Origin of the sequence: Nocardiopsis sp. NPDC058789 (assembly GCF_042745575.1) — a bacterium.
Lineage (GTDB): Bacteria > Actinomycetota > Actinomycetes > Streptosporangiales > Streptosporangiaceae > Nocardiopsis > Nocardiopsis eucommiae.
The window spans coordinates 132,247-143,389 of record NZ_JBHYOW010000014.1; the positions used below are offsets into that span (position 1 = coordinate 132,247).

Consider the following 11,143-nt stretch of genomic DNA (forward strand, 5'->3'; position numbering starts at 1 on the left):
CATACATTTAGGCGCATACTTTTTGCATGTCCAAGGTGCTCACTTCCCTGCCTGTCGGTGAACGTGTCGGAATCGCCTTCTCCGGAGGCCTCGACACGTCCGTAGCGGTCGCGTGGATGCGCGAGAAGGGCGCGGTCCCCTGCGCCTACACCGCCGACATCGGCCAGTACGACGAACCCGACATCGCCTCGGTGCCGGCTCGTGCCACTGACTACGGCGCGGAGATCGGGCGCCTGGTCGACTGTCGCGAGGCCCTCGTGGAGGAGGGGCTCGCCGCCCTCGCCTGCGGGGCGTTCCACATCCGCTCCGCCGGTCGGGTCTACTTCAACACCACTCCGATCGGCCGCGCCGTCACCGGCACCCTGCTGGTCCGCGCCATGCTGGAGGACGGCGTCCAGATCTGGGGCGACGGCTCCACCTACAAGGGCAACGACATCGAGCGGTTCTACCGCTACGGTCTGCTCGCCAACCCCTCCCTGCGGATCTACAAGCCGTGGCTCGACGCCGACTTCGTCACCGAGCTCGGCGGCCGCAAGGAGATGTCCGAGTGGCTGCAGGAGCGGGACCTGCCCTACCGCGACAGCACCGAGAAGGCCTACTCCACCGACGCCAACATCTGGGGCGCCACCCACGAGGCCAAGGCGCTCGAACACCTCGACACCGGCATCGAGATCGTCGACCCCATCATGGGCGTCCGCTTCTGGGACCCCGAGGTCGAGATCGCCGCCGAGGACGTGACGATCGGCTTCGAGAAGGGCCGCCCGGTCACCATCAACGGCCGGACCTTCGCCAACTCCGTCGAGCTGGTCCTGGAGGCCAACTCCATCGGCGGCCGCCACGGCATGGGCATGTCCGACCAGATCGAGAACCGGGTGATCGAGGCCAAGAGCCGGGGCATCTACGAGGCCCCCGGCATGGCGCTGCTGTTCGCCGCCTACGAGCGCCTGGTCAACGCCATCCACAACGAGGACACCCTCGCCACCTACCACAACGAGGGCCGTCGCCTCGGCCGCCTCATGTACGAGGGCCGCTGGCTGGAGCCCCAGGCGCTCATGCAGCGTGAGGCCCTCCAGCGCTGGGTCGGCACCGCCGTCACCGGCGAGGTGACCCTGCGTCTGCGTCGCGGCGACGACTACTCGATCATGGACACCACCGGAGCGGCGTTCAGCTACCACCCGGACAAGCTGTCCATGGAGCGCACCGAGGACTCCGCGTTCGGGCCCAGCGACCGCATCGGCCAGCTGACCATGCGCAACCTGGACATCGCGGACTCCCGCGCCAAGCTGGAGGAGTACGCGGCCCTCGGCATGGTCGGGGACAGCTCGCACCCGACCTCGATCGGCGCCGCGCAGGCGGCCTCCACCGGCCTGATCGGCGCGATGCCCGAGGGCGGCGCCGAGACCATCGCCTCGCGCGGTCAGGGCTCCGAGGACGACCTGCTCGACTACGCGGCCATGGAGGCCGGTACCGACTAGGACACAGTCGACCGAACACCCGACCCCACAGCGGGTCCAGGCCCCTCTCCGACGGAGAGGGGCCTTTCGTCGTTCCGGGGGCGCTACAGCGGATCGACTCCATCATTTGACTAATTCCAGAAAAGGCGGCAGACTCCGGACCATGCCAACCTCTCCGGATTTCGAGCACATGCTGCGCGAGTCCGCTCTGAGGGTGACGAGCCCGCGGTTAGCTGTCCTCTCCGTCGTGCACGAGCACCCACACGCGGACACGGAGTCGATCATCGACCACGTGCGTGCGGAACTCGGCGCGGTGTCCGTCCAGGCCGTCTACGACGTGCTCAAGGCACTGACCGGCGCTGGCCTGGTGAGACGTATCCAGCCACAGGGCTCCGTGGCCCGCTACGAGACGAGGGTGGGAGACAACCACCACCACGTCGTGTGCAGGTCCTGCGGCGCCATCGCGGACGTGGACTGTGCGGTCGGCCACGCGCCGTGCCTCACCGCGTCCGCTGACCACGGCTTCTCGATCGACGAGGCCGAGGTCGTCTACTGGGGCCAGTGCGCCGAGTGCTACGGCGCGCGGAGCTCCTGAACCACAAAGTTCACCTCTTCCCGTAAGGAAGTCGATGTCTGAAAACAACGAGGTCGTTGCCCCCACCCCGCAGCAGACCGGAGGCTGCCCCGTCGCGCACGGTGGCGGGCTCACGCACCCCACCCAGGGGGACGGCAACCGCGAGTGGTGGCCCAACCAGCTCAACCTGAGGATCCTCGCCAAGAACACCCCCGTGTCGAACCCGCTCGGTGAGGGCTTCGACTACGCGAAGGCCTTCGAGGCCCTCGACCTGGACGCCGTGAAGGCCGACATCGCGGCCCTCCTCACGGACTCGCAGGACTGGTGGCCCGCCGACTTCGGTCACTACGGCCCGCTCATGATCCGCATGGCCTGGCACAGCGCGGGCACCTACCGCTCCCACGACGGCCGCGGTGGCGGCAGCGCCGGTCAGCAGCGCTTCGCCCCCCTCAACAGCTGGCCCGACAACGGCAACCTGGACAAGGCCCGCCGTCTGCTGTGGCCCGTGAAGAAGAAGTACGGCCAGAACATCTCCTGGGCCGACCTCTTCATCCTCACCGGCAACGTCGCCCTGGAGTCGATGGGCTTCGAGACCTTCGGCTTCGGCGGTGGCCGCGAGGACGTGTGGGAGCCGGAGGCCGACGTCTACTGGGGCCCCGAGACCACCTGGCTCGACGACCAGCGCTACACCGGCGACCGCGACCTGGAGAAGCCGCTGGCCGCCGTCCAGATGGGCCTCATCTACGTCAACCCCGAGGGCCCGAACGGCAACCCGGACCCGCTGGCCGCCGCCCGCGACATCCGTGAGACCTTCGGCCGCATGGGGATGAACGACGAGGAGACCGTCGCCCTCATCGCCGGTGGCCACACCTTCGGCAAGACGCACGGCGCCGCCCCGGACAGCAACCTGGAGGCCGAGCCCGAGCGCGCCGGTCTGGAGATGCAGGGTCTGGGCTGGAAGAACAACCACGGCACCGGCAAGGGCGGCGACGCCATCACGTCGGGCCTGGAGGTCACCTGGACCACCACCCCCGCCCAGTGGAGCGAGGGCTTCTTCAAGAACCTCTTCGAGTTCGAGTACGAGCTCACCAAGAGCCCGGCCGGCGCCCACCAGTGGATCGCCAAGGACGCCGAGGAGATCATCCCCGACGCCCACGTCCCCGGCAAGAAGCACAAGCCGACCATGCTCACCACCGACCTGTCGCTGCGCGTCGACCCGGTCTACGAGCAGATCTCGCGCCGCTTCTACGAGGACCACCAGGCCTTCAAGGACGCCTTCGCCCGCGCCTGGTTCAAGCTGACCCACCGCGACATGGGCCCGAAGGCCCGCTACCTCGGCTCCGAGGTCCCGGCCGAGGACCTCGTCTGGCAGGACCCGCTGCCCGCCCAGGAGGGCGAGGTCATCGGTGACGCCGAGATCGCCGCCCTGAAGGAGAGGATCGCCGAGTCCGGCCTCTCCGTGGCCGAGCTGGTCTCGACCGCGTGGGCCTCCGCCTCGACCTACCGCGACAGCGACAAGCGCGGCGGTGCCAACGGTGCCCGCGTCCGTCTGGAGCCGCAGGTCGACTGGGAGGTCAACAACCCGACCGAGCTGCGCGCCGTGCTCGCCAAGCTCCAGGGCATCGTCGACGAGTTCAACGCCTCCTCCGCGAAGAAGGTCTCCGTCGCCGACGTGATCGTCCTCGCCGGTGGTGTGGGTGTCGAGCAGGCCGCCAAGGCCGCTGGTCAGGACATCACCGTCCCGTTCACCCCGGGCCGCGTGGACGCCTCCGACGAGCACACCGACGCCGACTCCTTCGCCTACCTGGAGCCGGTCGCGGACGGTTTCCGCAACTACTACGGCAAGAGCAACCGCCTCCCCGCCGAGTACCTGCTGCTGGACCGCGCCAACCTGATCGGCCTCAGCGCTCCGGAGACCACCGTCCTGGTGGGCGGCCTGCGCGTGCTGGGCGCCAACTTCGACAACTCGGACCTGGGCGTCTTCACCGACCGGCCGGGCGCGCTGACGAACGACTTCTTCGTCAACCTGCTCGACCTGAACACCAACTGGCACGCGACCGGTGAGACCTCCGAGACCTCGGAGACCTTCGTCGCCAAGGACGCCTCCGGTGCGGTCAAGTGGACCGGCAGCCGCGTGGACCTGGTGTTCGGTTCCAACTCCGAGCTGCGCGCCGTGGCCGAGGTGTACGCCTCCGACGACGCCAAGGAGAAGTTCGTCCAGGACTTCGTCGCCGCGTGGAACAAGGTCATGAACGCCGACCGGTTCGACCTGGTCTAGTTCGACCCCGGGCGCGTCCCGAGGAGTGGCCCCGGGTGCCCGGAGTTCCCGGGGGCGGACCCCTCGGACGCCGCCCGCGTCACCGGCCCGACCCTCACCGGTCGGGCCGGTTTCCTGTGTCCGGCTCCCGCACGGGCCACTCCACGCACTCCACGCGGTCCGGTCCCGGGAGCCGCTCCCGCAGCCGCTCGGCGGCCCCGCCGCCCATGTTGACCAGGTACGCCACCCGCCCGAGGTCCAGCATCGCCGCGTCGGAGGCACTGTCCCCGTAGGCGGCCGCGACCTCCCCCCGAACCCCGGCCTCGGCGGCCATCGCGGGTTTGCGGGCGCCGTGGCAGTGCCGCTCCGCGACCAGACCGCCCCACGCGCGCCGGAGGGTCGAGGCCACCACGCGCACGCGGGGGTCGATCTCCCGGCACAGGGGCACCGCGAGCCGGTCCGCGCAGGCGGTCACCACCGCCACGTGGTCGCCCGCTTCGAGGTGCGCGGCCAGCGCGGCGGCGCCGTCCGGTCTCAGCCGCTCCCGCACGTCCAGCTCCCGCACGTGGTCCCGGACGATTCGGTCCAGACGGGCCTCGCCCACACCGACCGTGCCCGCCCACAGCAGGAGTGATCCGGCGTGCACCCGCCAGGACGGGCGCGCGAACGCCACCGCGACCAGCGGTGACAGCGCCACCGCACCCGCCACACGCAACGGCGAGCGTGCGAGGAGGCGCAGGGTGAACCGCGTGAACGAGTCGTGGTCGATCAGGGTGTCGTCGAGGTCGAACAGTGCCCAGGCCATGGCGGGTCCTCAGAGCCAGTCGTGCTCCCGCGCGTACCGGGCCGCCTCGTGCCGGGTCCGCGTCTGCGTCTTGCGCATCGCGTTCGAGAGGTAGTTGCGCACCGTGCCCTCGGCCAGGTGCAGGCGGGCGGCGGTGTCGGCGGCCGAGTACCCGTCCCTGGTGGCGCGCAGCACGTCGATCTCCCGTTCGGTGAGCGGGCAGTCGTCGATCACGGCCAGCGCGGACACGTCCGGGTCCACCCAACGCTTGCCCCCGTGCAGGGTGCCGATCACCGACGTGATGTGCGCGGGATCGGCCGACTTGCTCACGAACCCCTGCACACCGAGCCGGAGCGCCCGGCGCAGCACACCGGGGCGGGCGTGCCGGGTCAGCATCAGGATCACCTGGTCCGGCAGCTCCCGGCGGATGCGGTCCACCGCGCCGAGCCCGTCCACACCCGGCATCTCCAGGTCGATGACGAGCACGTCGGGGCGGTGCTCCAGGGTCGCGGCCACGGCCGACTCGCCGTCGTGGGCCTCGGCCAGGACGGTGATCTCGCCCTCCAGCGGGAGCAGGGCCGCCAGCGCCTTGCGCAGCAGGGCCTCGTCGTCGGCGAGTACCACGGTGATCATCGGTCGTCCCTCCGCCCGGGGAACGCGGCGGCGGTCAGGAACCGCCCGTCCCCCTGTTCCACTGTCAGTGTTCCACCGTCCCGCTCCACGCGGTCGCGGAGGACGGCCAGCCCCCCGAGCACGGGGGCCGCCTCCCCGCGCGCCCCGTCGTTCACGATGGTGATGCCGGACCCGGTGAGCGTGATCCGCACCTCCTCGGCCTGCGCGTGCCGCAGGATGTTGGTGGTCGTCTCCCGCAGGACCTGGCCGAGCGTCTCCGCCGCCCGCGTGTCCGGTTCACCCTCGCCACGGCGCACGACGCGCACGTCGATCCCGGCCGCCTCGAAGAGGTTCTTGGCGTTCTCCAACTCGGCGGACAGGTTGAGCCGCCGCTGCGCGTGGGCCAGCTCCTTGGTCTCGGTGATGGTCTCGCCCACCAGGGAGTAGACCTCGTCCAGCTCCCGCTCCACCTGGTCGGCGTCGGTGTGCACCAGCTTCCGGGCCAGCGCCACCTTCAGCTTCACCACGTGCAGCGTGTGGCCCTGGATGTCGTGCAGGTCCCCGGCGAAACGGACGCGCTCCCGGGCCACGGCCAGCTCCGCGTCGCGCTCGCGCGCCAGTTCCAGCTCCGAGACCAGCCGGGCCACCAGGTGGTTCAGCGTCGCGAAGACCACCCCCACCACGATGATGCTGGCCGACCCCACGGCGTACTCCAGCAGGGCCTCGCCCAGGTGGGGTTCGAGCAGCACCTTCAGCACGATGACACCGGTCACCAGGGCGAGCAGCCCCAGGGCCGACGGGCGCTGGTACCGGTGCGGCAGGCGCAGGACGAGGACAGTGCCCACGACGGAGACGCCGAACGGCGCCGACGCGCTGTCCAGGAAGAGGACCCCGGCGACCAGGGCGACGATGCTGGCGACCAGGCACGGGAGCAGCACGACGCGGAAGGCCCGGGCCGACCAGCCACGGACGGACAGCAGGGCCGCCAGCAACCCCAGCACCAGCACCAGGACCTGGCCCACGCTCTGGGCGTTGGTCGAGATCAGCAGGGCCCCGACCGCCGAGAGCGACCCGAACACGATGTTCGTGTTGACCGTGCGCAGCTGCCCCTGCGTCACCTCGGTGGGTTCTGACGTCATGCGGACCCTTCCGGGGAACGACTGCGTGGACCGTCCCAGTATTCCTCCGGCCCCGTCGACCCACCAGTGACACCACGTCACCTCCTGGCCCCACGGATGTCACCGCCAGGTCGTGACACGGCCGCACTGCCGGGAATCCGCCCGCACGGCTGGAATGGGGACATGACCTCAACAGCCGCCACACCAGTCATCGACGTCGAGGGCCTGAACGTCCGCTACGGCGACTTCCACGCCGTCCGCGACCTCTCCTTCCAGGTGGGCCGGGGCGAGTTCTACGCCCTGCTCGGCACGAACGGCGCGGGCAAGACGTCCACCCTGGAGACGATCGAGGGTCACCGCGCCGCCACCTCGGGCACCGTGCGGGTGTTCGGACACGACCCGCGCGACCGACGGGCCGTGCGCCCCCGGACCGGGATCATGCTCCAGGAGAGCGGGTTCTCACCCGACCTCACCGTCAGGGAGTCGGTCCGGCTCATCGGCAGCCTCTCCGGGCGCACCGACCGGGCCGAGCGACTGCTGGACGTCGTCGGCCTCACGAAGAAGGCCGGAACGCGGGTCTCCCAGCTCTCCGGAGGTGAGAAGCGCCGCCTGGACTTCGCCACCGCCGTCTACGGCACCCCGGAACTCGTCTTCCTGGACGAGCCCACCACCGGACTGGACATCCAGTCCCGGGACGACCTCTGGGACGCCGTGGACCGACTGCGCGAGGACGGGTCCACCATCATCCTGACCACGCACTACCTGGAGGAGGCGCAGCAGCGCGCCGACCGGATCGGGCTCATGCACCGCGGGGTGTTCCACCGGGAGGGGACAGTCTCCGAGCTCACCCGGACCCTGCCCGCGACGGTCCGGTTCACCCTGGCGGCGTCCGCCCCGGAGCCGCCGCTCCCCGGCGTGCCCCAGGGCGACGGCTCCCTCCTCGTCGAGACCACCAGCCTCCAGAAGGACCTGCACGTCCTCCTGGACTGGGCCCGGGAGCACGCGGTGGAACTGGGCGACCTCCAGGCCGGGCCCACGCGGCTCGACGACGTCTTCCGCTCCATCGGCACCGAGTAACGCGGCCCCGGCCCCGTACACCCTTCACGCAAAGGAACCCACCATGCTCGCCATCGCTCGGAGTGAGCTGATCCAGATCCTCCGGAACCGGCTCGTCCTGGTCACCATGCTCCTGGTGCCCCTCGCCGGCAGCGCCTTCTACATGTACCTGCACGACCGCGCGCCCGACCTGCTGGACCTGGGCGCCGTCGCCTCGGTCCTCATGTTCCTCGTGGTGGTGATGGCCCTCTACACGACCGCCGTGACCACGCTCGCGTCGCGCCGCCAGAACCTCTTCCTCAAGCGGCTGCGCTCGACGGCCGTGGACGACGTCCGCATCCTCACGGGGCTGCTGCTCCCGGTCACCGCCGTCACCGTCGTCCAGGTCTCCGTGGTCCTGACCGTGCTGTCCGTGGTCGCGGACGCGCCCGCCCAACCCCTCCTGCTGGTGTCGGCCGTCCTGAGCACCGTGGTCATGATGCTCGGCCTCGCCCTGGCCACGGCGGGGGTCACCAACTCTCCGGAGCACGCCCAGGTCACGACGCTGCCGGTCATGATCGGCGTGCTCGCCGTCTCCGGCTGGGTGGGGTTCACGGGCACCGAGGAGCTCACCCTGGTCAAGCGCCTGCTCCCCGGAGGCTCCGCCGCCGAGCTCGTGGTCAACGCCTGGAACGGCGGCGTGGCCGTCTCCGAGTCCCTGTTCCTCCTGGCGCCCACCCTGGCGTGGGTCGTCGTGGCCGTCACCCTCGCCACCCGCGTCTTCCGTTGGGAACCGCGTCGTTGACTGACCGGAGCGCGTCACGTGGTCGGGGCGGTTCCGACACCGCCCCGACCGACACCGCCCCGCACCGAACCCGAGGAGTCCGCCGTGTCCACGGAGCCCACCGTCCGCCCTCGCGGCGCCCCGACCCGTCCGGGCTGGCCCGAGGTGGTGCTCGGTCTGCTCGGTATGGCGATCAGCGTGGCCGTCCTCGTCCTCCTGGGGCCGGTGGGACCCCTGGACCTGGACCCGCTGGTCTTCGGCCTGCTCGTGTCCGCCTGGTCCGGCGTGGGCGGCCTCGCGGGGTTCGGTGTGGCCTACGCGGTGCGGGTCCGCTCCCTCGCCGCCTTCGGCATCCGGCGCACCACCTGGCGCTGGATGCTCCTCGGTGCGGGCTGGGGTGTGGTCGCGCTCGTGGCGAAGGGGCTGGTCATCCTCGCCATCACCGGCCTGACCGGGTACGACAGCAACCCGCAGGGCGTGTACTTCGACACGGCGGCCAGCGGGGCGGTCGGACTCGTCCTCACCCTCCTGTTCCTGGCCGTGCTCACCCCGATCGGTGAGGAGTTCCTGTTCCGCGGGGTCGTCACCAACGCGCTGCTGCGCTACGGCCCCTGGATCGGGGTCCTGGGGAGCTCGGCGATCTTCGCCGTCTTCCACGGCGTCAACCTCATCCTGCCCGCCGCCTTCGTGGTGGGTGTGATCGCCGCCGAGGTCATGCGCCGCAGCGGCTCGGTCTGGCCCGCCGTGGCGGTCCACTCGGTCAACAACCTGGCCCTGCCCCTGCTGGTGCTGTTCACCGGCGCCAGCCTTCCCTCCTGATCCGTCCGTGGTCCGGGTCCGTCCCGCGCCGTCAGCGCTCGTGGTCCGCGTCTCCCGCGGCGATCGCGCGGAGGAGCTCCCGTGTGACCTCCCGAAGGCGCTCGGCGTCCCCGGGATCCAGGGTGGGGAAGTCGAGCGGCAGGGACCGGCCACGGTCGATCGCCGTGAGCGGCGCCCGAGGTGGGTCGTCCACGAACCCGTGGACGGGGGCGACGGACTCCTCCACGGGGCGGGCCGCGACCCGGGCGAGCGCCCGGATCAACAGCCGTGCCGGGGCCGGGAGCGGGCCGAGATCACCGCTCCGGGTGAAGCCCGGATGGTAGAGCACGTAGGGGACCGTCTCACCGGGCCGGGCGGCGTGGGACACCCCGAGGAGGTCGTTGGCGCGCCCCGCCTGGAGCTGTGCCCGCACCGTGCCGTAGCGGTGGTCGAGCCGCAGGTCGTCCCAGTGGATGCGGCCCGCCCTGGCCCCCACACCGGCGACGTTCACGATGACCGGGCGGGCACCGCGCCGCAGCAGGGGTCCGAGCCCTTCTCCCAGCAGGAAGCGGCTGAGGTAGTAGAGGGCGAAGGTGCGCTCCAGCCCGTCCTCGGTGAGCACACGTCGCGGGCTGTGCCGGTTGGCGAACAGCACGAGCGAGTCGACGGCTTCGTGGGTCGCGACGATCCGGGCGATCGCCGACCGCGTGCCGCCGACGCTGGCCAGGTCGACCCGGACGAACTCGATCCCTCCCGACGCTCCCGACCGGGCCCCCTCCTCCAGGAGGCGCCGCCCCTTCTCCGGGTTGCTGCCGAGCGCCACCACCGAGTCACCGGACCGTGCCCGGGCCAGGGCGAACGCACGCCCCATACCGTCGGTCGCGCCGCTGACGACGATCACGCGCTGACGGCCGGTGCCACCGGGCCTCGGGGCTTTCGTGCTCATGGCTCTCCCGGTTACTTTGGGTGGGCACCTCATCATCGGTGACCCCGCGCCCACTGGGAAGAAGGCAGTCTGATGTCAGGTACGCACACGGATGTGCCCTTCATCGTCGGGACCCCGTTGCCGAACCCGGTCCCGGCGGAGGAGCACGAGCGCTGCCCGGTCACCGCCGTGCTCCGACGGGTCGGCGACAAGTGGACGGTGCTGGTGGTGGTCCTGCTGGGTCAACGCGCGCATCGGTTCAACGAACTCCACCGCGCCATCGAGGACATCAGCCAGCGGATGCTGACCCGCACCCTGCGCGGACTGGTGGAGGACGGCCTGGTGCACCGGGAGGTGTTCCCCACCGTCCCACCGAGCGTGCAGTACAGCCTCACCCCGCTGGGCCGGACGCTGCTGGAACCCCTGTCCGCCCTGGCCTCCTGGGCGGTGGAACACGGTGACGAGATCGCCTCCGCCCGCCGTCCCACCTGATGATCCTCGCCCGTGTCGGACGCGCCGGACTCCGCCGGATCGCTGTTCCCGTCTCCCCCCTTCCACCGGTTCCGGTCCGCGCAGCCCGTCGGGCCGTCGGTGTTTTGCCCGGGTCACCGCAGGTAACGGGAACAGGGAAGGACGAACGGCCACCCGAAGGACACCCGAACCGACGGGAGATGAGAACGATGCCCGGTGTGGACGAACTGCCGGAAACTCTGCGCAGGTCGCCGAGGAAGGCGCAGCGCACGTGGATCGAGGCGCATGACAACGCGGTCGACGAGTACGGCGAGGGGGAGCGGGCCCACCG

12 protein-coding genes are annotated in these 11,143 nt (G+C 70.9%); 8 read left to right on the plus strand and 4 right to left on the minus strand.

Annotated elements, in window-relative coordinates; all coding sequences use genetic code 11:
- The first annotated feature begins 26 nt into the window (after positions 1–26).
- The 3 genes from argG (at position 27) to katG (ending at position 4,306) form a co-directional block, all read left to right on the plus strand.
- Positions 27–1,475 (plus strand): argininosuccinate synthase, encoded by a 1,449-nt coding sequence (gene argG / locus ACFW3L_RS21125; protein WP_017547007.1) that lies wholly within the window; start codon positions 27–29, stop codon positions 1,473–1,475.
- A gap of 142 nt (positions 1,476–1,617) precedes the next feature.
- Positions 1,618–2,049 (plus strand): Fur family transcriptional regulator, encoded by a 432-nt coding sequence (locus ACFW3L_RS21130; RefSeq protein ID WP_026129685.1) that lies wholly within the window; start codon positions 1,618–1,620, stop codon positions 2,047–2,049.
- A 34-nt stretch (positions 2,050–2,083) separates the two neighbouring features.
- Complete coding sequence (gene katG / locus ACFW3L_RS21135; RefSeq protein ID WP_017547005.1) at positions 2,084–4,306, plus strand: catalase/peroxidase HPI; 2,223 nt, start codon at positions 2,084–2,086, stop codon at positions 4,304–4,306.
- Positions 4,307–4,400: 94 nt separating this feature from the next.
- Here katG and ACFW3L_RS21140 read toward each other — a convergent pair whose 3' ends face one another.
- The 3 genes from ACFW3L_RS21140 to ACFW3L_RS21150 are packed head-to-tail and all read right to left on the minus strand — an operon-like array spanning position 4,401 to position 6,820.
- A complete protein-coding gene (locus ACFW3L_RS21140) occupies positions 4,401–5,090 on the minus strand; it encodes a haloacid dehalogenase-like hydrolase (protein WP_378743060.1) in 690 nt (229 codons plus the stop codon).
- Positions 5,091–5,099: 9 nt separating this feature from the next.
- Positions 5,100–5,702: a DNA-binding response regulator gene (locus ACFW3L_RS21145; RefSeq protein ID WP_017547003.1), complete on the minus strand. Its 603-nt coding sequence runs from the start codon at positions 5,700–5,702 to the stop codon at positions 5,100–5,102.
- Positions 5,699–6,820 (minus strand): sensor histidine kinase, encoded by a 1,122-nt coding sequence (locus ACFW3L_RS21150; RefSeq protein WP_378743063.1) that lies wholly within the window; start codon positions 6,818–6,820, stop codon positions 5,699–5,701. Before ACFW3L_RS21150 ends, ACFW3L_RS21145 begins: the two co-directional genes overlap by 4 nt.
- A 162-nt stretch (positions 6,821–6,982) precedes the next feature.
- On the opposite strand from ACFW3L_RS21150, the gene ACFW3L_RS21155 reads away from it, so the two are divergent.
- From ACFW3L_RS21155 to ACFW3L_RS21165, 3 genes are all read left to right on the plus strand, one after another.
- Entirely contained in the window at positions 6,983–7,876 is an 894-nt protein-coding gene (locus ACFW3L_RS21155) for an ABC transporter ATP-binding protein (RefSeq protein ID WP_017547001.1), read from the plus strand.
- A 43-nt stretch (positions 7,877–7,919) separates the two neighbouring features.
- Entirely contained in the window at positions 7,920–8,639 is a 720-nt protein-coding gene (locus ACFW3L_RS21160; protein ID WP_378743065.1) for an ABC transporter permease, read from the plus strand.
- 84 nt (positions 8,640–8,723) lie between these two features.
- Positions 8,724–9,437 (plus strand): CPBP family intramembrane glutamic endopeptidase, encoded by a 714-nt coding sequence (locus tag ACFW3L_RS21165; RefSeq protein ID WP_378743067.1) that lies wholly within the window; start codon positions 8,724–8,726, stop codon positions 9,435–9,437.
- A 31-nt stretch (positions 9,438–9,468) separates the two neighbouring features.
- Here ACFW3L_RS21165 and ACFW3L_RS21170 read toward each other — a convergent pair whose 3' ends face one another.
- Complete coding sequence (locus ACFW3L_RS21170; protein ID WP_378743069.1) at positions 9,469–10,362, minus strand: SDR family NAD(P)-dependent oxidoreductase; 894 nt, start codon at positions 10,360–10,362, stop codon at positions 9,469–9,471.
- 72 nt (positions 10,363–10,434) lie between these two features.
- Between ACFW3L_RS21170 and ACFW3L_RS21175 the strand changes: the two genes are divergently transcribed.
- Positions 10,435–10,833, plus strand: a complete 399-nt coding sequence (locus ACFW3L_RS21175; RefSeq protein WP_378743071.1) for a winged helix-turn-helix transcriptional regulator — start codon at positions 10,435–10,437, stop codon at positions 10,831–10,833.
- Between the two features lie 188 nt (positions 10,834–11,021).
- Positions 11,022–11,143, plus strand: a 122-nt coding sequence (locus ACFW3L_RS21180; protein WP_378743089.1) for a ChaB family protein, incomplete at its 3' end; no start/stop codon positions are given.